The organism is Streptomyces sp. NPDC059454, from assembly GCF_042749965.1.
In the GTDB taxonomy this organism is placed as follows: Bacteria; Actinomycetota; Actinomycetes; order Streptomycetales; family Streptomycetaceae; genus Streptomyces.
In genome coordinates this window covers 15,093-37,537 of record NZ_JBHYVC010000074.1, presented here as the reverse complement: position 1 = coordinate 37,537, position 22,445 = coordinate 15,093, and the positions used below count along the sequence as shown (strand labels likewise).

Sequence of the window (22,445 nt, the reverse complement as noted above, 5' to 3'; positions counted from 1 at the left end):
GCGCCGCCGGGACTGCCGCGGCCCCCGCGCTGGGGCGCCCCCCCGGGGCCGGGTGAAGGGGCGGTCCCGGCCGGGACCGCCCCTTCACCGTGCCCGCCGTCGGCTACTTCTTCCTGCCGCGCTTCTCCCGCACCCGCACGGAGATGTGGATCGGCGTCCCCTCGAAGCCGAACTCCTCCCGCAGCCGGCGTTCGATGAACCGCCGGTACCCCGCCTCGATGAAGCCGGAGGCGAACAGCACGAACCGCGGCGGCTTGGTGCCCGCCTGGGTGCCGAACAGGATGCGCGGCTGCTTGCCGCCCCGCACGGGGTGCGGGTGGGCGGCGACCAGCTCGCCGAGGAAGGCGTTCAGCCTGCCCGTCGGGACCCGGGTCTCCCAGCCCTCCAGGGCCGTCTCGATGGCCGGGACCAGCTTCTCCATGTGCCGGCCGGTGCGCGCCGAGACGTTCACCCGCGGCGCCCACGCCACCTGGCCGAGCTCGGTCTCGATCTCCCGCTCCAGGTAGTAGCGGCGCTCCTCGTCGAGGGTGTCCCACTTGTTGTACGCGAGGACGATCGCGCGGCCCGCCTCCACGGCCATGGTGACGATCCGCTGGTCCTGCACCGAGATGGAGTCGGCGGCGTCGATGAGGACGACGGCCACCTCGGCCTTCTCGACGGCGGCGGCGGTGCGCAGCGAGGCGTAGTAGTCGGCGCCCTGCTGGAGGTGGACGCGCTTGCGGATGCCCGCCGTGTCGACGAACTTCCAGGTGACGCCACCCAGTTCGATCAGCTCGTCGACCGGGTCACGCGTGGTGCCGGCCAGTTCGTTGACGACGACCCGCTCCTCGCCCGCCACCTTGTTCAGCAGGGAGGACTTGCCGACGTTCGGGCGGCCGATCAGGGCGATGCGGCGCGGGCCGCCGACGGCGGTGCCGAAGGTCTGCGCCGGGGCCTGAGGCAGCACCTCCAGGACCTGGTCCAGCATGTCGCCGGTACCGCGGCCGTGCAGCGCGGAGACCGGGTACGGCTCCCCCAGGCCCAGGGCCCACAGGTAGGACGCGTCGGCCTCGCCGCTCGGGCCGTCCACCTTGTTGGCGCACAGCACGACCGGCTTGCCGGCCTTGCGCAGCAGCCGGACGACGGCCTCGTCGGTGTCGGTCGCGCCGACCTTGGCGTCCACGACGAAGACGACCGCGTCGGCGGCCTCGATGGCGTACTCGGCCTGGGCGGCCACGGAGGCGTCGATGCCGAGGACGTCCTGCTCCCAGCCGCCGGTGTCGACGACCTTGAAGCGGCGGCCCGCCCACTCGGCCTCGTAGGTGACGCGGTCGCGGGTGACGCCCGGCTTGTCCTCGACGACCGCCTCACGGCGGCCGATGATGCGGTTCACGAGGGTCGACTTGCCGACATTGGGACGGCCGACGACGGCGAGCACGGGCAGCGGGCCGTGGCCCGCCGCCTCGATGGCGCCCTCGACGTCCTCGAGGTCGAAGCCCTCCTCCGCGGCGAGCTCCATGAACTCCGCGAACTCGGCATCGCCCAGCGCCCCGTGGTCGTGCTCGTGCGCACCCTCGTACGCGTCCGAGCCGTCGGGCTGGATGTGGTCGTTCATGAAGTCCGTACCTCTGCGTTCATCGTGGTGATCGGTGGAACGCCCCGTATGCGGGGGTGATCCACTACTCAGTGTCGCCTAGCGCCCGGTGAGGCGCCTGGCGTTTTCCAGGTGCGCGGTGAGCTGCTTCTGGATGCGTTCGGTCGCCTCGTCCAGCGCCTTGCGCGTACGTCTGCCGCTGCCGTCGCCGGCGTCGAAGGCGTCGCCGAAGACGACGTCGACGCGGGAGCGCAACGGGGGCAGCGCCTTTATCAACCGTCCGGGCCGCTCGGAACTTCCCAGGACGGCCACCGGCACGATCGGCGCGCCGCCGCGGACGGCGAAGTACGCGAGCCCCGCGCGGAGCGCGGCGAAGTCGCCCTCGCCCCGCGTGCCCTCCGGGAAGATACCGAGGACGCCGCCCTGCTCCAGCACGCCCAGCGCCCGGGAGATCGCCGTGCGGTCGGTGCTGTGCCGGTCCACCTTCAGTTGGCCGATGCCGGTCAGGAACGGGTCGAGCGGGCCGACGAACGCCTCCTTCTTGATCAGGAAGTGTGTCGGCCGGGGTGCCACGCCCATGACCATGGGACCGTCGATGTTGTGGGAGTGGTTCACGGCGAAGATCACCGGGCCGGCCGCGGGCACCCGCCAGGCGCCCAGCACACGCGGCTTGAACAGCCCGTACATCAGGCCGACGCCGATGCGCCGGCCGACCTCGGCGCTCCGCGCCGATGGGACGTCGGTCACTTCCCGGCCCGCTTCTCCTCGACGAGGGTGACGACGCACTCGATGACCTGCTGGAGCGTGAGGTCGGTGGTGTCCACCTCGACCGCGTCGCCGGCCTTGGCCAGCGGGGAGGTCTTGCGGCCGGAGTCGGCCGCGTCCCGCTTGATCAGGGCCTCGCGGGTGGTGTTCAGGTCGGCGCCCTTGAGCTCGCCGCTGCGGCGGGCGGCACGGGCCTCCGCGCTGGCGGTGAGGAAGATCTTCAGGTCGGCGCCGGGCAGCACGGTGGTGCCGATGTCGCGGCCCTCGACGACGATGCCGGTGACGGCGGAGGCGGCGATGGACCGCTGCAGTTCGGTGATCCGGGTCCGCACCTCGGGGACCGCGGAGACCGCGGAGACCTTGGAGGTGACGTCCTGGCCGCGGATCGGGCCGGCCACGTCGACGCCGTCGACGGTGATCGTCGGGTCCTGGGGGTCCGTACCGGAGACGATCTCGGGCTTCCCGGCGACGGCGGCGATCGCGGACGGGTCGTCGATGTCGATGCCGTTGGTCACCATCCACCAGGTGATCGCCCGGTACTGGGCGCCGGTGTCCAGGTAGCTCAGGCCGAGCTGCGCCGCCACGGCCTTCGACGTGCTCGACTTGCCCGTGCCGGAGGGGCCGTCGATGGCGACAATCACGGGCTGGGCGGCGCCGTTTTCCACGGAAGAACACCTTCCTGGTGCGGTGGAGTGGTGTGTGCGGGGCGCGGACACGCCCCGCACCAGATTACCGGCCCCCCGGAACCCTTCCGACAAGCGGACGATCCGGCCCTTCGGGGAAGGACCGCCCCAGGGCCTTCCTCCGCCCCGGGCCCCCGCCCCGGGCCCGCGCCGGACCGTCACTGCCGGATCGCCCAGCCCCGCTCCCGCAGCCCCGAGATGAGGACGGGGGCCGCCTTGGGCTCCACCATGAGCTGGATCAGACCGGCCTGCTGTCCGGTGGCGTGCTCGATACGGACGTCCTCGACGTTGACGCCGGCGCGCCCGGCGTCCGCGAAGATGCGGGCCAGCTGGCCGGGCTGGTCGTCGATGAGCACCGTCACGGTCTCGTAGACGCGCGGCGCGGAGCCGTGCTTGCCGGGGACGCGGACCTGACCGGCGTTGCCGCGGCGCAGCACGTCCTCGATGCCGGTGCTGCCCTCACGACGCTTGTCCTCGTCGGAGGACTGCAGCGCGCGCAGGGCGCGCACGGTCTCCTCCAGGTCGGCGGCGACGTCCGTGAGCAGGTCGGCGACCGGCCCGGGGTTCGCGGAGAGGATGTCGATCCACATCCCGGGATCGGAGGCGGCGATCCGGGTCACGTCCCGGATGCCCTGCCCGCACAGCCGTACGGCGGCCTCCTCGGCGTGCTCCAGGCGCGCGGCGACCATGCTGGACACCAGGTGGGGCATGTGGGAGACGAGGGCCACCGCCCGGTCGTGGGCGTCGGCGTCCATGACGACGGGCACGGCCCTGCAGTGCGAGACCAGCTCCAGGGCGAGGTTCAGCACCTCGGTGTCGGTGTCCCGGGTCGGGGTCAGCACCCAGGGCCGCCCCTCGAAGAGGTCCGCGGTGCCGGCCAGCGGACCGGACCGCTCACGGCCGGACATCGGGTGGGTGCCGAGGTACGGGGCCAGGTCGAGCCCGCGCTCCCGCAGCTCGCGGCGTGGTCCGCCCTTGACACTGGCCACGTCGACGTAGCCGCGTGCCGCACCGCGCCGCATCGCGTCGGCGAGCACGTCGGCCACGTGGGCGGGCGGGGCGGCGACGATCGCCAGGTCCACCGGCCCGTCGGGCGCCTCGTCCGTGCCGGCGCCCAGCGCGGCGGCCGTACGGGCCTGCTCCGGGTCGTGGTCGGCGAGGTGGACGACGACGCCCCGCCGGGACAGGGCGAGGGCGGCGGACGTGCCGATCAGTCCGGTGCCGATGACGAGTGCGGTTCTCACTGGGCGATGTCCTTGCGCAGGGCGGCCGCCGCGCCGAGGTAGACGTGCGCGACGTCGGCGCGGGGCTTGTCGCACTCGATGTGCGCGAGGACCCGGACGACGCGGGGCATGGCACCCTCGATGTCCAGCTCCTGGGCGCAGATCAGGGGGACGTCGACGATGCCGAGCCTGCGGGCGGCGGCGGCCGGGAAGTCGCTGTGCAGGTCGGGCGTGGCCGTGAACCAGAGGCTGATCAGGTCGTCGGTGTGCAGGCCGTTGCGCTCGATGATCGCGGTGAGCAGCGCGCCTACCTGCTCCTCCATGTGACCGGACTCGTCCCGCTCCAACTGGACGGCCCCCCGGACCGCGCGTACCGCCACGACGATGCTCCTTGCAGACATGTGTGCTGTTCGGTCGTCCAGCGTAGTCAGCCCGCGCGGGGGCGGCGCCGGGCGCCCGCCCGCTGAGACGGGCGATATGCGCTTTTGATTGTATTTTGTCGCGAATCGCTTCTCATGTGGCACGTTCGGTGTCAGGATGCGGGAACCGCGACCTCCGGGAGTGATGACATGACCCCTCGTGCGACGCGCCGCACGGTCCTTCTCGCCACCGGTGCGGCGGCGCTGGTCGCGGGCTGCGGCTCGGACGGCGGGAACGGCGGAGACGGCGGCGGGGGCGGCACCTCGCCGGACGCCGCCGGACAGGAGCTGATCTCGACCGCCGGCGTCCCGGTGGGCGGGGGCACGGTCCTCGCGGACGAGAAGATCGTGGTCACCCAGCCCGAGGAGGGTGACTTCAAGGCCTTCTCGGCGATCTGCACCCACCAGAACTGTGTCGTGGCCGACGTCGCGGACGGCACCGTCAACTGCACCTGCCACGGCAGCCGCTTCAGGATCACCGACGGCTCGGTGGAGCAGGGCCCCGCGACCCGGCCGCTGCCCGGGGAGCGGATCACGGTGGAGGGAAATTCGATCCGCCGGGCGTGACCCACCGCGTACGCTCCCGGGCATGCGCCCCGAGACCCTGGTCCGCGACCACACGATCTACGCCTGTGTCATGGGCTCGCGTGCCTTCGGTCTCGCCACGGAGGGCAGCGACACCGACCGCCGGGGCGTCTTCCTCGCGCCCGCTCCCCTGTTCTGGCGCTTCGGGAAGCCGCCGACGCACGTCGAGGGCCCGGCCGAGGAGCAGTTCAGCTGGGAGCTGGAACGCTTCTGCGAGCTGGCCCTGCGCGCCAACCCCAACATCCTGGAGTGCCTGCACTCCCCGCTGGTGGAACACGCCGACGCCACCGGCCGCGAGCTGCTGTCCCTGCGCGAGGCGTTCCTCTCCCGCAGGGTCCACGAGACGTTCACCCGCTACGCCCACGGCCGGCGCCGCACACTGGAAGCCGACGTCCGCGCCCACGGCGCCCCGCGCTGGAAGCAGGCGATGCACCTGCTCCGCCTGCTGGTCAGCGCCCGCGACCTGCTCCGCACGGGCACCCTCACGATCGACGTGGGCGAGGAGCGCGAGCCGCTGCTCGCGGTGAAGCGGGGCGAGGTGCCCTGGCCCGAGGTGGAGTCCTGGATGGCCCGGCTGGCGGAGGAGGGCGCGCGGGCCGCCCGGCGCAGTCCGCTGCCCGAGGCGCCGGACCGGCGCCGGGTCGAGGACTTCCTCGTCCGCACCCGTCGCGCCTCAGCCCTTCAGGCGGATCCGTACGACGAGGTCGTGCAGGGCGTCGTACGCGGTGGGGGCGTCGGGCAGGGCTGACGCCCCCTGCGCCTCGTCCAGCACGCCGTGCAGCCGCTCCACGTCGGCCCGCACGCGTACGCGGTCGACGGCGGGCAGCAGGTGCACGCCCCGCAGGTCCACGTCAAAGTCGCGGGACGGGAAGCCGTACAGGTGCGCGCCGGAGACGGTGGCGAACAGCACCGGATCGGGCTGTTCGGCGATCACCGGGCTCAGGTCGCGGTCCAGGGCGTCGATCATCGGTCAGGCGTCCCAGAGCGTTCCCAGCGCCAGCAGCTCGCCCCGGTACTCGATGCGGTCCGCCCATTCGGCGGGCCAGACGTCCGCGCCCAGATACGCGCCGGCGAAGGCGCCCGTGAGGCAGGCGATGGAGTCGGAGTCGCCCGCGGTGCAGGCTGCGCGGCGCAGGGCGGTGAGGGGCTCGTCGACGAAGAGGAGGAAGCAGAGCAGGCCGGTCGCCAGGGCCTCCTCGGCGATCCAGCCCTCCCCCGTGGCCAGGCACGGGTCGGTCTCGGACGAGACGGTGCGCACGGCGTCCCGGAGGCGTTCCAGGACCTCCAGGCACTCGTCCCAGCCGCGCGCGATGAAGTGCTCGGGGGTGGGATCCTGGGCGCGGGTCCACAGGTCGCCGAGCCAGAACTCGTGGTAACGGGTGCGGTTCTCGTAGGCGTAGGAGCGCAGCAGTCCGATCAGGCCGGTCGGCTCGGCGCCCTCCGCCAGCAGCCGCACGGCGTGTGCGGTGAGGTCGGAGGCGGCGAGCGCGGTGGGGTGGCCGTGGGTGAGGGCGGACTGCAACTGGGCGGCGCCCGCGCGCTGTTCGTCACTCAGGCCGGGGGCCAGGCCTATGGGGGCGACGCGCATGTTGGCGCCGCAGCCCTTGGAGCCGATCTGGGAGGCGTCCTGCCAGGGCCGGTCGTCGCGGGCCAGCAGACAGCAGGCCTTGAGGCAGGTGTTGCCCGGGGCGCGGTTGTTCTCGGGCGACCGCCACCACTCCACGAACTCCTCGCGCACCGGCCGCGCCAGCCGCTTCGGAGTGAGCGGCCCCCGGTCCATGGCCGTGCGCAGCCCTCTGCCGAGCGCGAGGGTCATCTGGGTGTCGTCGGTGACGATCGCCGGCCTGGGCAGGTCCATTCCCCGCCAGGGGCCGAACTTGGCAAGGATCGACGGCACGTCGTTGAACTCGGTCGGGAAGCCCAGCGCGTCCCCCAGGGCGAGTCCGGTGAGCGCACCTGTCGCGGCGCGCTTGGTGACGGTGGTCGTGGTCATGCGGGACGTCCTTCCGGGGTCGGCCTGAGCAGGGGCGGGTGGAGGGCGGTGGCGGTGCCCGCGCGGTAGAGCGCGGCGGGTTTGCCCCGGCCGCCGGTGAGGCGCGCGGCACCGGGGACGGCCTCGACGAAGCCCGGGGTGGCGAGCACCTTGCGCCGGAAGTTGGGCCGGTCCAGGGTGGTGCCCCACACGGTCTCGTAGACCTGCTGCAGCTCGCCGAGGGTGAACTCGGGCGGGCAGAAGGCGGTGGCGAGGCAGGTGTACTCCAGCTTGGCGCCGACGCGTTCCCGCGCGTCGGCCAGGATCCGGTCGTGGTCGAAGGCGAGCTCCCGCGCGGAGTCGTACGGCGTCCAGCGGGCCTGCGCCGCGTCGCTGCCGCCGTGCGCCTCGGGCGCGTCGGGCAGCAGTGCGGCGAAGGCGACGGAGACCACCCGCATCCGGGGGTCGCGGTCGGGTTCGCTGTAGGTCCGCAGCTGCTCCAGATGCAGCCCGGACACGTCCGTCAGCCCGGTCTCCTCGCCCAGTTCGCGCCGCGCGGCGCGCTCCGCGGCTTCGTCCGGCCGGACGAAGCCGCCGGGCAGCGCCCACCGCCCGGCGTACGGCTCCCGGCCGCGCTCGACGAGCAGCACGTGCAGCGCGCCCGCGCGGAGGGTGAACACGGCGAGGTCGACGGTGACGGCGAACGGTTCGAAGGCGTACCTGTCGTAGCCGTCCATGACCCGCACCCCCTTTAATAGTCGCAGTGACTATTAAAGGGGGTGCGGGTCGGGCGCACAAGCCCTTGGAGACCGACAGCCCTTGGAGGTCGACAGCCCTTAGAGGTCGACCTCCTGCATCAGCATCCCGACCTCGGTGTTCGACAGCCGCCGCAGCCAGCCCGACTTCTGGTCGCCCAGAGTGATCGGCCCGAAGGCGGTGCGCACCAGCTTGTCGACCGGGAAGCCGGCCTCGGCGAGCATGCGGCGCACGATGTGCTTGCGGCCCTCGTGCAGGGTCACCTCGACGAGGTAGTTCTTGCCGGTCTGCTCCACGACCCGGAAGTGGTCCGCGCGCGCGTAGCCGTCCTCCAGCTGGATGCCGTCCTTGAGCTGCTTGCCCAGGTCGCGCGGGATCGGGCCCACGATGGCCGCCAGGTACGTCTTCTTCACGCCGTACTTGGGGTGGGTCAGCCGGTGCGCCAGCTCACCGTGGTTGGTGAGCAGGATGACGCCCTCGGTCTCGGTGTCAAGCCTGCCGACGTGGAAGAGCCGGGTCTCGCGGTTGGTGACGTAGTCGCCGAGGCACTGACGTCCCTCCGGGTCCTCCATCGTGGAGACGACACCGGCGGGCTTGTTCAGCGAGAAGAACTGATACGACTGGGTGGCGACGGTCAGGCCGTCGACCTTGACCTCGTCCTTCTCCGGGTCGACCCGCTTGCCCTGCTCGAGGACGATCTCGCCGTTGACCTCCACCCGCGCCTGCTCGATCAGCTCCTCGCAGGCACGCCGGGAGCCGTAGCCCGCGCGGGCGAGCACCTTCTGCAGCCGCTCGCCCTCCTGCTCGGCGCCGGGGAAGGTCTTGGGCAGCTTGACGTCCTTCTTGCCCGCGTACCGCTCGCGGTTGCGCTCCTCGGCCCGCGTCTCGTACTCGCGGGACGTGGCCGGGGCGCTGCGCCCCCGCTGCTGGGGCCTCTTCGGACCGCCCTTGGCGCCGCCACGGGCCGAAGGGCCGCGGCCCGACTTCGGACCGTCCTGGGTGGCACCGGGTCCCACGTCGTAGCGCCGCTCCTCCGGGCGCGGCTTCTTCGGACGGCCGCCCTGTTGGTTGTCGCGGTTGTTACCGGCGCCACGGTGGTTGTCGCGGCCACCGCCGCTCCCGCCGCGGCCGCCGCTGTTGCCACCACGGCTCCCGCCGTTGTTTCCGCTGCTGTTCCTGCCGCTGCTGCTTCGCATCAAAGTTCCGTCTTGTCGTCTGCGTCCTCGGAATCCGGGGCGTCCGGATCGAACGACGGGACCGCTTCCAGCGTCTCGGCCTCGATCGCCTCCGCCTCCGGGAGGAAGGGCGCGAGCTCCGGGAGCTCGTCCAGACCGCGCAGGCCCATCCGCTCCAGGAAGTAGTTCGTCGTCGTGTACAGGATCGCACCTGTTTCGGGTTCCGTGCCCGCCTCCTCGATCAGACCGCGCTGCAGGAGGGTGCGCATCACGCCGTCGCAGTTGACTCCGCGCACCGCGGAGACGCGGCTGCGGCTGACCGGCTGCCGGTAGGCGACGACCGCGAGGGTCTCCAGCGCGGCCTGGGTGAGCCGGGCCTGCTGGCCGTCCAGGACGAAGCCCTCGACGGCGGTGGCGTACTCGGGGCGGCTGTAGAAGCGCCAGCCGCCCGCGACGAGGCGCAGTTCGAAGCCGCGGCCCTGGACGGTGTACTCGTCGGCCAGCTCGCGCAGCGCGTCCGCGACCTGGCGCTTCGGGCGCTCCAGGATCTTCGCCAGGTGCTCCTCGGTCGCGGGTTCGTCCACGACCATGAGGACCGCCTCGAGGGCGGGCTTGAGGTCGAGCTCCGCGACGGTGCGCGGCCCGGCGGGGATCCCGGTCGTCTCCTCGCTCACGGCTTCCTCTCCTCCTCGGGCTGCTCCGGCGGCCGGTCGAACTCGTCGGTGACCGTCGGCGCGGCGTCTTCGTCCCCTCCGGTCCAGCGCACGGTCAGTTCGCCGAGCGCGGTCTCCTGGTCGAGGTCGACGGCCTTCTCGCGGTACAGCTCCAGCAGGGCGAGGAACCGGGCCACGACGGTCAGGGTGTCGTCCGTGTCCTCGACGAGCGCCCGGAAGTTCGCCTCGCCCAGCTCCTTCAGCCGGGCGACGACGATCCCGGCCTGCTCCTGCACGCTGACCAGCGGGGCGTGGATGTGGTCGACGTACACCTGCGGCCTGGGCCTGGGCTGCATCGCCTTGACGGCGAGCCTGGCGAAGCCCTCGGCGCCGATGCTGATGACGACCTCGGGCAGCAGTTCGGCGTGGTGCGGTTCGAGTCCGACGGTACGGGGGTAGCGGCGGCCTTCGTCGTCGAGGCGCCGGCTGAAGATGTCGGCGATCTGTTTGTACGCGCGGTACTGCAGCAGCCGCGCGAACAGCAGGTCCCGGGCCTCGAGGAGGGCGAGGTCGGCCTCGTCCTCCACCTCGGCGGCGGGCAGCAGCCGGGCCGCCTTGAGATCGAGCAGCGTGGCCGCCACGACCAGGAACTCGGTCGTCTCGTCCAGGTCCCAGTCGGGCCCCATGGCCCGGATGTACGCCATGAACTCATCGGTCACCTTGGACAGCGCGACCTCGGTGACGTCCAGCTTGTGCTTCGAGATCAGCTGCAGCAGCAGATCGAACGGCCCCTCGAAGTTCGCCAGTCGGACCTTGAACCGCCCGTCGTCGTCCTCGCCGGCGCCGGCCCCCGAAGCACCGCCTGCGGGCTCCGCCCCGGCCCGGGAGTCACCCGGCACCGCGGCCCCGAACGCCTCCTCCACCGCGGGACCGGGTTCGCCGGCGCCCAGGGCCTTCGGCCCTGCTGCCGGGGCAGCCTCCCGCACCAGTGGCATTCCCGGCCCAACCGCTGAAGGCCCCACGGGAATCTCCGCGCCCGCGCCCTCCTCGGGCGCCCCCTGCTCGGCGGCCGGGTCGGCCGGCGCGGGCTTCCGCTCGTCCGGCGCGGGCGTCGGCGGGGCCGCTCCCGGGCCCCGGCCCAGGGCGCGACGGCGGTTCGGCCGGTTGCCGGGGTCGGGGTCGGGCGCGTCGTTCGAGGTCATGGCCTCCGCAGGCTACCGCTACCGTCCCCGGAGGCGTCGTACGAGGATGCTGGCGTCCCCACGGCTCTCCAGGTCGGCGAGGACCACGGCGACCGCCTCGCGGACGATCCGGCCCCGGTCCACCGCCAGTCCGTGCTCGCCGCGCAGCACCAGACGCGCGTGTTCGAGGTCCATCAGCTCCTCGGCGGACACGTACACGGTGATCTTCTCGTCGTGCCGCTCACGGCCGCTGGGCCGCCGCGACGCCGCTCGCCCCCGCTTGCGCTGGGCCGCGCCGTCCTGCGGCGCCTGACGCCGCCCGGAGCTTGCCGCGTCGCGGCTGCGGGACTCCCCGGCCCCGTCCGGCTCCGCGTCCGCCGCGACGTGCTCCGCGCCCTCGCCGTCACCGCCCTGCGCGGGCACCGACTGCGGCGCGTCCTCCACTGCGGCCGCCGCGTCGCCCTCCCCCGCGGGTGCGGGGACACGGGCGTCGCCGTTGGCCTGGCGCCTGGGGGTCGACGCCTGGAGCGCCGTCCCCCCTGTCGTACGGAAGAGTTCGTCGGCCCCCGGCAGACTCACTCGGCGTGACACCGGGCGAGCACCTCCCTGGCGAGCTGGCGGTAGGCGGCGGCACCGACGGAGTTGGACGCGTACGTGGTGATCGGCTCACCGGCGACCGTGGTCTCCGGGAAGCGGACCGTGCGCCCGATGACCGTGTGGTAGACGTGGTCGTCGAACGCCTCGACCACACGCGCGAGCACCTCACGGCTGTGCACCGTGCGCGAGTCGTACATCGTGGCGAGGATCCCGTCGAGCTCCAGGTCGGGGTTGAGCCGCTCCTGGACCTTCTCGATGGTCTCGGTCAGCAGCGCCACACCGCGCAGCGCGAAGAACTCGCACTCCAGCGGCACGATCACCTTGTGCGCGGCGGTCAGCGCGTTGACCGTGAGCAGGCCGAGCGAGGGCTGGCAGTCGATCACGATGTAGTCGTAGTCGTCCATCAGCGGCTTCAGCGCCCGCTGCAGCGTGGACTCGCGCGCGACCTCGCTCACCAGCTGCACCTCGGCCGCCGACAGGTCGATGTTGCTGGGCAGCAGGTCCATGTTGGGGACCGCGGTCTTCAGCAGCACCTCGTCGGCCGCCATGCCCCGCTCCATGAGCAGGTTGTAGACGGTGAGGTCGAGTTCCATCGGGTTGACGCCGAGACCGACCGACAGCGCGCCCTGCGGGTCGAAGTCGACGAGCAGCACCCGGCGTCCGTACTCCGCGAGCGCGGCACCCAGGTTGATGGTCGACGTGGTCTTGCCGACGCCGCCCTTCTGGTTGCACATCGCGATGATCTTCGCGGGACCGTGGTCGGTCAGCGGACCCGGGATCGGGAAGTACGGCAGCGGGCGCCCGGTCGGGCCCACGCGCTCACGGCGCTGGCGCGCCGCGTCGGGCGCGAGCGTGGCCGCGTACTCGGGATCGGGCTCGTACTCGGCGTCGGGATCGTAGAAGTGCCCCTCGGGCAGTTCGTCGTAGTCGGCGAAATGGCTGTGGGGCGCGCCACTTCCGTCGCCGGCCATGGCGTTCACGTGATGGCCATCCATGCTCTGGTGTGCTGGTTGAGTCACCACCGAAGTCCGGTGACTCCGGTGGGCTGCGAAGGTGCGCACAGCTACGGAGCCGACAGCAGCGAATCCCGCGGGCCCCTGGTCCGGCGCAGGCATTCCTGGTTGACCACCTCCGGGAGTAAATGTCGACTCATTCACAAGTCGTCTTACCTCCTTGGTGACCAGGAAACTTCTAGACAGGTCAGCGTGGCACCATGCCGACGATTGGCGACTCTATGGCGTGTCGACCGTTCGCAGCAACACAATCCGCCGGACCCGACCCGATGTGTCGGCAATGAAACATCCCTCTGTCAAGGGCGTACGGCCGTCGCACGGCAGGTTTCACGGGTGTGCGAATCGGTAGAAGGGTTACGTTCGAGGCGAATTGCCCCCGAATCAGGAAGTGACCATACACACATCAGGCCGGACCTTGTGGGACAAGGTCCGGCCTGACACATGACGTTGACGACACATGACGGGGTCCCCCCGATCGAGCGAAGCCGGGATCGGGGGAGTATCGCCTTTGACGGTCGGCGACTTGGTCGACTTACCGCCTCGGCGGCTCAGCCGAGCAACGAGGCGAGCTCCACGTGCTCCAGACCGTGCGCCTCGGCGACCTCCTTGTAAACCACCTTGCCGTCATGCGTGTTGAGGCCCTTGGCGAGCGCTGGGTCGCGGCGCAGCGCCTCCACCCAGCCGCGGTCGGCGAGTTCGACGATGTACGGCAGCGTGGCGTTGGTGAGTGCGTAGGTGGAGGTGTTGGGCACCGCGCCGGGCATGTTGGCGACGCAGTAGAACACCGACTCGTGGACCTTGAAGGCCGGCTCGGCGTGCGTGGTCGGGTGGGAGTCCTCGAAGCAGCCGCCCTGGTCGATCGCGATGTCGACAAGGACACTTCCCGCCTTCATCCGCGACACCAGCTCGTTGGTGACCAGCTTCGGGGCCTTGGCGCCGGGGATGAGGACCGCACCGATCACGAGGTCGGCCTCCAGGCATGCCTTCTCCAGCTCGAAGGCGTTGGAGACGACGGTCTGGATCTTCGTGCCGAAGATCCTGTCCGCCTCGCGGAGCTTGTTGATGTCCTTGTCGAGCAGGGTCACGTGGAAGCCCATGCCGATGGCGATCTGCGCGGCGTTCCAGCCGGAGACGCCGCCGCCGATGACGACGGCCTTGCCGGCCAGCACACCGGGGACACCGCCGGGCAGCACGCCGCGACCGCCGTTGGCGCGCATCAGGTGGTAGGCGCCGACCTGCGGGGCCAGCCGGCCCGCGACCTCGGACATCGGGGCGAGCAGCGGCAGCGCGCGGCCGGCCAGCTCGACGGTCTCGTAGGCGATCGCGGTGGTGCCGGACTCCAGGAGGGCGTCCGTGCACTCCTTGGACGCGGCCAGGTGCAGGTAGGTGAAGAGGGTCTGGTCCTTGCGCAGGCGGTGGTACTCCTCCGCGATGGGCTCCTTGACCTTCAGCAGCAGGTCGGCGGCGGCCCAGACCTCGTCGGCGGTGTCCAGGATCTGCCCGCCGGCGGCGATGTACTCGCCGTCCGGGATCGAGGAGCCGACGCCGGCGCCGCGCTCGATGACGACCTGGTGACCGTGGCGCACCAGTTCGTGCACGCCGGCGGGGGTGATGGCCACCCGGAACTCGTTGTTCTTGACCTCGCGGGGGATGCCGACCTTCACGTCGATCACGGTCCTTGGCTCAGAGGGTATGGGGATGTCACTGCACATACCCGGGCCCACACGGGCACACCGGGAGAGACCGCAGGAGATGGTGCGGCAGAGCCAGTTTAATGAAGGTGTTCCCGCTGTCTAGCCTTTCATTGCTTCAATCTTCAGCGGATGAGCTACGGATTTCGCAGGTGTTAGCTCCGTGTTCCGGCTCGGAGTCGTCGTCCAGGGCCTCTTCTGCCAGCATGCGCTCGGCCGTGCCCCGGTGCAGCGCGGCCGACGCGGGGTCGCCGAGGTGCTCGAAGGAGTCGGCGAGTCTCAGGTGCAGCGCGGCCTGCAGGCGGGTGTCCTCGGCCCGGCGCGCCCAGTCCACGGCCTCCTGGCAGGTGCGCAGCGATTCGTCGAGCCGCCCCGCGTACTCCTGCACCCGGGCCAGTTCGCTCAGCGCCCGCGCCTGTGCGGCCACGTCCCCGTTCCTGCGGTGTCCGGCGACGGCCGCGCGCCAGTTGCGCAGTGCCTCGCCGTAGCGGCCCGCGTAGGTGTGAGCGGCGCCGATACGGCCGTAGAGCCGGGCGGCGTCCTCGTGCTCGCCGCGGGCCAGCCGCTCGACCAGGGCGCGGCCGAACCAGTCGGCGGCCCGGTCGTAGTCCCCGAGTTCCAGATGGGCGCCGCCCACGGATTCCATCGCGCGGCCGGTCGCGTACGGGTCGTTCGCCTCGCGTCCGGCGTCCAGCGCGTCCCGGTAGCGCCCCAGGGCGTCGGCGGTGCGGCCGGTGCGGGCGTCGAGGTCACCGAGGTTCAGCAGGGCCGCCGCCCGCTCGCGGGGCAGGTTCCGGCGCTCGGCGACGTCGAGGACCAGGCCGTGGATGTCGTACAGGTCGCTCGCGGCGGCCTGGGTGCCGAAGTGGGCCACCATGGCCCGCACCAGCTGGGACATCAGGCGCCGGGCCAGGGTGTCCAGCTCCCCGTCGGCGACCGCGAGCCGCGCGCAGGCCAGCAGGGCGGGACGGCGCACGCGCAGCCAGTCGGCGGCGGCCCGCGGGCCGGGGAAGCGCAGGGCGCGCGGCATTCCCAGGAGCTTTTCGCGCGCCAGGAGGCTGTCGGTCTCGGTGATGGCCCTGCACGACTGGAGCAGCCGTACGGTCCGCTCCAGCATCCGGGCGCGGGCCAGCCGCAGCTCGGCGGGCCGTTCATGGTCCTCGGCGAGGGCGCTCAGCAGGGGCTGCAGACAGCAGGGCACCTCGTACTGCGGAAGCGACGAGGCCACCGTGTGCAGCAGCCCGTGGGCGACGAAGTCGTCCAGGGTGGCGTGGGCGGACTCCACCGAGCAGCCGGCGAGGGCGGCGGCGGTGTGCGGGTCGATCAGACCGGCCGGGGCGAGGCTGAGCAGCCGCAGGGTGCGGGCGGCCGACGCGGGCAGCGAGGCGTGCACGAGCCTCAGGACCCGGCTGACGACGGTGTCCTGGCCGGGGTCCGTGTGCAGTTGCCTGGCCAGGTCGGCGACGGCGGCCTTGGGCCGGGCGGCGAGCCAGCCCCCGGCCAGCACCAGGGCGGCCGGCTGGCCCTGGCACTGCTCGGCGAGCCGCTCGGCGGCCCGGGGGTCGACCGTGACGCGCACCGATCCGGTGAACCGGGACAGCACCTCCACCGCGGACTTGGTGTCGAGGCCGCCGAGGGTGCAGGGGCGGACGTCCGCGATGCCGGTCAGCGGCCCCGAGGAGACGGCGACGGCCAGGCAGTCCGGGTTGTCCGGCAGCAGCGCGTCGACCTGCTCGGCGTCGGCCGCGTCGTCCAGCAGGAGCAGCACCCGGCGGTCGGCCAGCGCGGTGCGCAGCGCCTCGCCGAGTTCGTCCGCGTCGGCCCCGGCGGGGGCGGGCGTCTCCAGCGCGTCGAGCAGCTCCCGCGCGGCGCGCTCGACGGGCACGCGGGTGCCGTCGGGTTCGCTCAGCCGGGCACGCAGCACGCCGTCGGGGTAACGGTCGGCGACCTGGCGTACGAGTTCTCCGGCGAGGGCACTCCGGCCGGAGCCGGGCCGGCCGGCGATGAGCAGCACGCGCGCACGGGGCGCCTTGCGGCCGGAGAGGGTGTCCAGTCCCGCGCGCTCGATGTCGGCGCGCAACTCCTTCAACTCCCTCGTACGGCCCAGGAATCGACCCTCGTCGGCGGCGTCCCGAAGGAGCCGCACACCGTCTGGGTCCACCGCCTGATCCGTCACGGGCCTCACTCCCGTCCCACCGCGCGCGCAAGCCCGCCGGGACTCCGGACCGGGCGTTTTCCAGAGCCTAGTTCACGCTCTGCGACGTTCCCGGTGGAGCGCGGCGGGTACGTCCCCCGATCGGATCAGCCGATGGTCATATCACCATGCTGAGGAGGGGATCAGGCCTCGAACGGACGTGCCGGCCACGGCGCCTGAGCCGGACGCAGCGCGTCCAGGCCGTCACCGGCCCGCGCGGCGACCAGCGAGAGGACGCCCACCACCAGGCAGTTGTTGTGCAGCTCACCGGCCAGCACGCCGCGCACCAGCTCCTCGGCCGGGACCCGGGCCAGTTCCATGTCGGCCTCCTCGTCCTCGACCTCGAAGCGCTCGCCCTCGGCCTCGGACAGCCCCCGGGCCAGGAAGATCCGTACGGCCTCGTCACAGCCGCCGGGTGTGGTGTAGACGTCGGTCAGCACCCGCCAGTCCTCCGCCTTGACGTGCGCCTCCTCGTACAGCTCGCGCTGGGCGGCGTGCAGCGGGTTCTCGCCGGGGACGTCGAGCAGGCCGGCCGGGATCTCCCACAGCTTGTGGCGCACGGGGTGGCGGTACTGGCGCAGCACCAGCACCCGGTCGGCGTCGTCGAGGGCGAGGACGGCCACGGATCCCGGGTGGACCTGGTAGTCGCGGTGGACCACGGTCCCGTCGGGCATGACCACGTCGTCGGTGCGGACGGAGGTCTTGTTGCCCGTGAACGGGGTCCCGGTCCCGCGGATCTCCCACTCCTCCGGGGTGTCCTTGATCGTCATGGCTGTCCTTCCCGACGTACGGCGGCCGTGCGCGTGCCGTGCGTGCACCTGTGCGAAAAAGTGGCCGGGGCGCGCACCTTTTGAAGGTTCGCGCCCCGGCAACCGTACAACCGGGTGTGCTACTTCGAGATCTTCCGCTCGACCGAGGCCTTCACCAGGCCCGCGAAGAGCGGGTGCGGACGCGTCGGACGCGAGCGCAGCTCCGGGTGCGCCTGGGTCGCGACCAGGTACGGGTGGACCTCGCGCGGGTACTCGACGTACTCGACGAGCTTGCCGTCCGGGGAGGTGCCGGAGAAGACGATGCCCGCCTTCTTCTCCAGCTCCGCGCGGTAGGCGTTGTTCACCTCGTAGCGGTGCCGGTGGCGCTCCTCCACGTACTCCTTGCCGTCGTACACCTCGCGCACGATCGAGCCCTCGGCCAGCTTGGCCGGGTACATGCCGAGCCGCATGGTGCCGCCCATGTCGCCCTCACCGGCGACGATGTCCAGCTGCTCGGCCATGGTGGAGATCACCGGGTGGGCGGTGCCCGGGTCGAACTCCGTGGAGTTGGCGTCCGAGACGTCCGCGAGGCTGCGCGCGGCCTCGATCACGATGCACTGCAGGCCCAGGCACAGGCCCAGCAGCGGGATCCGGTTCTCGCGGGCGTACTTGATCGCGCCGACCTTGCCGAGCACACCGCGGTCGCCGAAGCCGCCCGGGATGCAGATGCCGTCGACGTCGCCGAGCTGCGCCTGGGCGCCGGCCGGGGTCTTGCAGTCGTCGGAGGTGACCCACTTGATCTTCACGCGGGCCTTGTTGGCGAAGCCGCCCGCGCGCAGCGCCTCGGTGACCGAGAGGTAGGCGTCGGGCAGGTCGATGTACTTGCCGACCAGGGCGAGGGTGATCTCGTGGTCGGGGTTGTGGACGCGGTCGAGCAGGTCGTCCCAGGTCGTCCAGTCCACGTCCCGGAACGGCAGGTCCAGCTTGCGCACGACATAGGCGTCCAGGCCCTCGGAGTGCACGACCTTCGGGATGTCGTAGATCGAGCGGGCGTCGGGGCAGGCGACCACGGCGGCCTCGTCGACGTCGCACATCAGCGAGATCTTCCGCTTGATCGCGGTTGGCACCTCGCGGTCGCAGCGCAGCACGATCGCGTCCGGCTGGATACCGATGTTGCGCAGGGCGGCGACCGAGTGCTGGGTCGGCTTCGTCTTCAGCTCGCCCGAGGGACCGATGTACGGCAGGAGCGAGATGTGCACCACGAACACGTTGTCGCGGCCGACCTCGTGCCGGACCTGACGGACGGTCTCCAGGAACGGCAGCGACTCGATGTCGCCGACCGTGCCGCCGACCTCCGTGATCACCACGTCGACCTCGTCGGTCGCCATGCGGCGGATGCGGTGCTTGATCTCGTTGGTGATGTGCGGGATGACCTGCACGGTGTCACCGAGGTACTCGCCGCGCCGCTCCTTGGCGATCACCGTCGAGTAGATCTGACCGGTGGTGACGTTGGCGGAGCCGTCCAGGTCGCGGTCGAGGAACCGCTCGTAGTGGCCGATGTCCAGGTCGGTCTCGGCGCCGTCGTTGGTGACGAACACCTCACCGTGCTGGAAGGGGTTCATCGTCCCCGGATCGACGTTGAGGTAGGGGTCCAGCTTCTGCATCACGACGCGCAGGCCCCGGGCCTTGAGCAGCATGCCCAGGCTGGAGGCGGTGAGCCCCTTGCCGAGCGAGGAGGCGACACCCCCGGTGACGAAGATGTGCTTGGTCGTCGAAGATTTGGGCGGCATGGCCAAGAGGGGGCTCCCGTGGTCGCGATCTGTGGGTGCGGTTCCGGGGCTTTCTCGCCCACCGGTCCACGGGCTACCAGCGTATCAGCGCGGCGCGGGGATGGCGTCCGGCCACGCTCCGCGCACGCGCCGCGACAGGGAAGTACCGCTCACGGGACCCTCACCCCCTGCTCACTCATTCGGCGGAGCCGGGTTGCCCGGAGCGGCGCACAGATCATCTACGTGCGTCGTATCCTGCTCGGACACTCTCTGCCGAGCCCGGCCGGCCGAACGGCACCACCCCCGCCCGTGACTTCCGGAACAACGTGAGCTCGTCAGTTCGTTGAGCATAGATTGGCGCTTTGCATTCACCGCCGAGCGACTGCTTTGCTTCACAGCTCAACGACGTATTCCCAAACCCCTTGACCGCATCAGCGACAACCCCCTTGAGGGGTGACGTGGCCGTTCGACTGGAGTTGCACGTGGCCGGGCGCATCGAAGACTACGCACTCATCGGAGACATGCAGACCGCTGCTCTGGTCTGCCGGGACGGCACGGTGGACTGGCTGTGCCTGCCCCGCTTCGACTCGCACGCCATCTTCGCCGGCCTGCTGGGCACCGAGGAGCACGGCTTCTGGCGGCTGGGTCCCGCGCACTCCGACGACGCCGAGCCGCCCAGGGCGACCCGGCGCGGCTACCGCGGCGACTCGCTGATCCTGGAGTCGGAGTGGGACACCCCGCGCGGCACGGTCCGGGTGACGGACTTCATGCCCCCGCGCGACGGCGCCCCGCAGCTGATCCGGATCGTGGAGGGCGTCTCGGGCCGGGTGCCCATGCGCTCGGCGCTGCGGATGCGCTTCTCCTACGGCAGGATCGTCCCGTGGGTGCACCGGCACGAGGGGCGCACGGTCGCCGTCGCGGGTCCGGACTCCGTGTGGTTCGACACCTCCGTACAGCCCTACGGCGAGTCGCTGACCACGTACGCGGACTTCACCGTCGCGCCGGGCGAGCGGATCGCGTTCACCATCTCCTGGGAGCCGTCGCACAAGCAGCCGCCGCCGCTGCCGGAGCCCGAGCAGTCGCTGGAGGCGACCGAGGAGTTCTGGCGCGAGTGGGTGGAGCACTGTACCTACCACGGCCCCTACCGCGAGGCCGTGGTCCGCTCCCTGATCACGCTCAAGGCACTGACGTACGCCCCGACCGGCGGCATCGTGGCCGCGCCCACCACCTCCCTGCCCGAGGACATCGGCGGCGTCCGCAACTGGGACTACCGCTACACCTGGCTGCGGGACGCGGCCATCACCCTGTCCTCGCTGCTGCGCACCGGCTACCGCGAGGAGGCCCGCGCCTGGCGCGAGTGGCTGCTGCGCGCGGTGGCGGGCGACCCGGAGAACCTGCAGATCATGTACGGCATCGCCGGTGAGCGCGAGCTCGGCGAGGCGGAGCTGGACTGGCTGCCCGGCTACGAGGACTCCGCCCCGGTCCGGGTCGGCAACGGCGCGGCGCACCAGCTCCAGCTGGATGTGTACGGCGAGGTCACCGAGGCCCTGCACCTGGCCCACATGACCGGCCTGGCCCGCAACGACTACGCCTCGCTGCTCCAGCTGAAGCTGATCCGTTACCTGGAGAAGCACTGGCAGGAGCCGGACGAGGGCATCTGGGAGGTGCGCGGCCCGCGCCGCCACTTCGTGCACTCCAAGGTGATGGCCTGGGTCGCCGTCGACCGCACCATCAAGCTGATCGAGTCCGGCGACGCCGACGGCCCGCTGGAGAAGTGGAAGCAGCTGCGCGACGACATCCACCGGGACGTGTGCGAGAAGGGCTACGACAAGGAACGCAACACCTTCACGCAGTCCTACGGCTCCAAGGAGCTGGACGCCTCCCTGCTGCTGATCCCGCAAGTGGGTTTCCTGCCGCCGGACGACAAGCGCGTGATCGGCACCGTCGAGGCGATCCAGCGCGAGCTGTCCACCTCCGACGGGTTCATCCTGCGCTACCCGACGGAGGGGCAGGACGAGGGCGTCGACGGCCTGCCGGGCGACGAGGGCGCGTTCCTCGCCTGCTCGTTCTGGATGGCGGACGACCTGGCGATGATCGGCCGGGTGGACGAGGCGCGGAAGCTCTTCGAGAAGCTGCTCTCCCTGCGCAACGACCTCGGTCTGCTGGCGGAGGAGTGGGACCCGCGCCTGAAGCGCCAGGTCGGCAACTTCCCGCAGGCCTTCAGCCACGTGCCGCTCATCGACACGGCCCTGCGGCTGACCGCCTCCGGGGCGTACGGGGGCTGAGGCCGCGCATTCCGGACACATCCGGCGCCGCCTCCTGCCCGCCGGTGCGGCCGGCCCGGCCGCTGTCACCGCACTGCCGGGCACCGCACACGCGCGGCACCGGGCCGGCGGGCATCGGCGTCCGCTAGCCCGGCGCGAGCGCCGTCAGGGTGCGCTCGCCGCCGGGGTCGCCCGCCGTGGCCGGGACCAGGGCGATCTCGTCCAGTCCGGCCGCCGCGTAGGCGTCCATGCGGGCCCTTACGGTGTCGGGGTCGCCGATCAGGCCGACCGTGGCCGCGGCCTCGACCGGCAGGGCCCGGAGCAGCGTGTCGGCGTCGGCACCCGCCCGGGCCAGGTCGACCGCCTCGCCGAAGCCCGCCGCCGCGAACATCTCGCGGTAGCCGGGCACGGTGAGGTAGCCGACGACGCTGCGCAGGACCTGGGCGAGCGAGGCCGGGTCGGGGTCGACGGCGGCGGGCACCCAGGCGGCCAGCCTCGGCGGGGTACGGCCGGCCCGCCCGGCCGCGTCGAGCAGCTTGGCGCGCAGGACGCGGACCTGTTCCGGGGAGACCACGTCGAGGAGCATCCGGTCGGCGTGCGCGGCGGCCGTGGCGATCGCCCGGTCGCCGAACGCGGCCACCGTGAGCGGACCGCCGGGTGGTTGCTGCCGGCGCCGGAACGTGCTGCCGGGCACGACCGGCTCGCCGGGCTTCCCGTGCAGCAGCACCCGCAGGGCGGCGGCCGTCTCCTCCAGGAGGGCCGCCGGACGGGCCCGGGGCCGGTCGTGCACCCCCTCGACGACCCGCTTGCTGGACGTGCCCAGCGCCACCCCCACCGGACGTCCGGTGACCGCGGCCGTCGAGGCGGCTCCCCGGGCGAGGCTGTAGGGGTCGCGCACCGACACCGCCACCGGGCCGGCGGTCAGGGCGACCTTGCCGGTGGCCCGGCCGACCGCCGTGGCCAGTACGAACGCGTCCCAGGTCGGCCCCTCGCCGAGCCACACCTCGCCGTATCCCAGCCGGTCGGCGACCGCCGCGATCCGCAACGGCTCGTCGACGGGGCTGTCGTCCTCCCGCGCCGCGGCGACCACGCTGATATCCATGATCGCGCCCCTACCCGTCCACCACCGCGTCAACCCCGGGCCCACGGATGTGCCCGTGACATCCGCGCAGGTAGCGTCCGG

Annotated in this window: 21 protein-coding genes; 3 read left to right on the top strand and 18 right to left on the bottom strand. The window is 72.0% G+C overall.

The window, feature by feature from the left end:
* Nucleotides 1-103: 103 nt before the first annotated feature.
* The 5 genes from der to aroH all read right to left on the bottom strand — a co-directional run bounded on the left by der (nucleotide 104) and on the right by aroH (nucleotide 4,624).
* Nucleotides 104-1,594 carry a ribosome biogenesis GTPase Der gene (gene der / locus ACFXAE_RS32100; RefSeq protein ID WP_384721811.1) on the bottom strand — a complete coding sequence of 497 codons (1,491 nt, stop codon included), beginning with the start codon at nucleotides 1,592-1,594 and terminating at the stop codon, nucleotides 104-106.
* A 78-nt stretch (nucleotides 1,595-1,672) separates the two neighbouring features.
* The gene (locus ACFXAE_RS32095) at nucleotides 1,673-2,320 is read right to left on the bottom strand and encodes a lysophospholipid acyltransferase family protein (protein WP_384721808.1); all 648 of its coding nucleotides are present in this window, start codon (nucleotides 2,318-2,320) and stop codon (nucleotides 1,673-1,675) included.
* Nucleotides 2,317-3,003, bottom strand: a complete 687-nt coding sequence (gene cmk / locus ACFXAE_RS32090; RefSeq protein ID WP_384721805.1) for a (d)CMP kinase — start codon at nucleotides 3,001-3,003, stop codon at nucleotides 2,317-2,319. Before cmk ends, ACFXAE_RS32095 begins: the two co-directional genes overlap by 4 nt.
* A 176-nt stretch (nucleotides 3,004-3,179) precedes the next feature.
* Nucleotides 3,180-4,265 (bottom strand): prephenate dehydrogenase, encoded by a 1,086-nt coding sequence (locus tag ACFXAE_RS32085; RefSeq protein WP_384721802.1) that lies wholly within the window; start codon nucleotides 4,263-4,265, stop codon nucleotides 3,180-3,182.
* A complete protein-coding gene (gene aroH, locus ACFXAE_RS32080) occupies nucleotides 4,262-4,624 on the bottom strand; it encodes a chorismate mutase (RefSeq protein ID WP_384721799.1) in 363 nt (120 codons plus the stop codon). The genes ACFXAE_RS32085 and aroH overlap by 4 nt, the downstream gene beginning before the upstream one ends.
* A 189-nt stretch (nucleotides 4,625-4,813) precedes the next feature.
* Here aroH and ACFXAE_RS32075 point away from each other — a divergent pair, with 189 nt between their 5' ends.
* Together ACFXAE_RS32075 and ACFXAE_RS32070 are read left to right on the top strand one after the other, a co-directional pair.
* A complete protein-coding gene (locus tag ACFXAE_RS32075) occupies nucleotides 4,814-5,230 on the top strand; it encodes a Rieske (2Fe-2S) protein (protein WP_384721796.1) in 417 nt (138 codons plus the stop codon).
* 22 nt (nucleotides 5,231-5,252) lie between these two features.
* A complete protein-coding gene (locus ACFXAE_RS32070) occupies nucleotides 5,253-5,996 on the top strand; it encodes a DNA polymerase beta superfamily protein (RefSeq protein WP_384721793.1) in 744 nt (247 codons plus the stop codon).
* On the opposite strand, the gene ACFXAE_RS32065 is transcribed toward ACFXAE_RS32070, so the two are convergent.
* The 12 genes from ACFXAE_RS32065 to ACFXAE_RS32010 form a co-directional block, all read right to left on the bottom strand.
* A complete protein-coding gene (locus ACFXAE_RS32065; protein ID WP_384721790.1) occupies nucleotides 5,922-6,215 on the bottom strand; it encodes a DNA polymerase beta superfamily protein in 294 nt (97 codons plus the stop codon). The two genes, ACFXAE_RS32070 and ACFXAE_RS32065, sit on opposite strands and share 75 nt — an antisense overlap.
* 3 nt (nucleotides 6,216-6,218) lie before the next feature.
* Nucleotides 6,219-7,241 carry an ADP-ribosylglycohydrolase family protein gene (locus ACFXAE_RS32060; protein WP_384721787.1) on the bottom strand — a complete coding sequence of 341 codons (1,023 nt, stop codon included), beginning with the start codon at nucleotides 7,239-7,241 and terminating at the stop codon, nucleotides 6,219-6,221.
* Nucleotides 7,238-7,957 (bottom strand): NUDIX domain-containing protein, encoded by a 720-nt coding sequence (locus tag ACFXAE_RS32055; protein ID WP_384721785.1) that lies wholly within the window; start codon nucleotides 7,955-7,957, stop codon nucleotides 7,238-7,240. Before ACFXAE_RS32055 ends, ACFXAE_RS32060 begins: the two co-directional genes overlap by 4 nt.
* A gap of 99 nt (nucleotides 7,958-8,056) precedes the next feature.
* Nucleotides 8,057-9,172, bottom strand: a complete 1,116-nt coding sequence (locus ACFXAE_RS32050; protein ID WP_384721782.1) for a pseudouridine synthase — start codon at nucleotides 9,170-9,172, stop codon at nucleotides 8,057-8,059.
* Complete coding sequence (scpB, locus tag ACFXAE_RS32045) at nucleotides 9,172-9,825, bottom strand: SMC-Scp complex subunit ScpB (RefSeq protein ID WP_384721779.1); 654 nt, start codon at nucleotides 9,823-9,825, stop codon at nucleotides 9,172-9,174. Before scpB ends, ACFXAE_RS32050 begins: the two co-directional genes overlap by 1 nt.
* Nucleotides 9,822-11,006 carry a segregation and condensation protein A gene (locus ACFXAE_RS32040; protein ID WP_384721776.1) on the bottom strand — a complete coding sequence of 395 codons (1,185 nt, stop codon included), beginning with the start codon at nucleotides 11,004-11,006 and terminating at the stop codon, nucleotides 9,822-9,824. Before ACFXAE_RS32040 ends, scpB begins: the two co-directional genes overlap by 4 nt.
* 18 nt (nucleotides 11,007-11,024) lie before the next feature.
* Nucleotides 11,025-11,576, bottom strand: a complete 552-nt coding sequence (locus tag ACFXAE_RS32035; protein ID WP_384721773.1) for a hypothetical protein — start codon at nucleotides 11,574-11,576, stop codon at nucleotides 11,025-11,027.
* Nucleotides 11,561-12,697 (bottom strand): ParA family protein, encoded by a 1,137-nt coding sequence (locus ACFXAE_RS32030; RefSeq protein ID WP_384721770.1) that lies wholly within the window; start codon nucleotides 12,695-12,697, stop codon nucleotides 11,561-11,563. Before ACFXAE_RS32030 ends, ACFXAE_RS32035 begins: the two co-directional genes overlap by 16 nt.
* A gap of 446 nt (nucleotides 12,698-13,143) precedes the next feature.
* The gene (gene ald / locus ACFXAE_RS32025) at nucleotides 13,144-14,268 is read right to left on the bottom strand and encodes an alanine dehydrogenase (protein WP_384721767.1); all 1,125 of its coding nucleotides are present in this window, start codon (nucleotides 14,266-14,268) and stop codon (nucleotides 13,144-13,146) included.
* Nucleotides 14,269-14,404: 136 nt separating this feature from the next.
* Nucleotides 14,405-16,462 (bottom strand): tetratricopeptide repeat protein, encoded by a 2,058-nt coding sequence (locus ACFXAE_RS32020; protein ID WP_384721763.1) that lies wholly within the window; start codon nucleotides 16,460-16,462, stop codon nucleotides 14,405-14,407.
* Between the two features lie 161 nt (nucleotides 16,463-16,623).
* Nucleotides 16,624-17,250 (bottom strand): NUDIX domain-containing protein, encoded by a 627-nt coding sequence (locus tag ACFXAE_RS32015; protein WP_384721760.1) that lies wholly within the window; start codon nucleotides 17,248-17,250, stop codon nucleotides 16,624-16,626.
* A 119-nt stretch (nucleotides 17,251-17,369) separates the two neighbouring features.
* Nucleotides 17,370-19,019 carry a CTP synthase gene (locus ACFXAE_RS32010; protein ID WP_384721757.1) on the bottom strand — a complete coding sequence of 550 codons (1,650 nt, stop codon included), beginning with the start codon at nucleotides 19,017-19,019 and terminating at the stop codon, nucleotides 17,370-17,372.
* Between the two features lie 461 nt (nucleotides 19,020-19,480).
* On the opposite strand from ACFXAE_RS32010, the gene ACFXAE_RS32005 reads away from it, so the two are divergent.
* On the top strand, nucleotides 19,481-21,283 hold the full coding sequence (locus ACFXAE_RS32005) for a glycoside hydrolase family 15 protein (protein WP_384721817.1): 1,803 nt from the start codon (nucleotides 19,481-19,483) through the stop codon (nucleotides 21,281-21,283).
* Nucleotides 21,284-21,407: 124 nt separating this feature from the next.
* On the opposite strand, the gene ACFXAE_RS32000 is transcribed toward ACFXAE_RS32005, so the two are convergent.
* Nucleotides 21,408-22,364: an LLM class F420-dependent oxidoreductase gene (locus tag ACFXAE_RS32000; protein WP_384721754.1), complete on the bottom strand. Its 957-nt coding sequence runs from the start codon at nucleotides 22,362-22,364 to the stop codon at nucleotides 21,408-21,410.
* Nucleotides 22,365-22,445 lie beyond the last annotated feature (81 nt).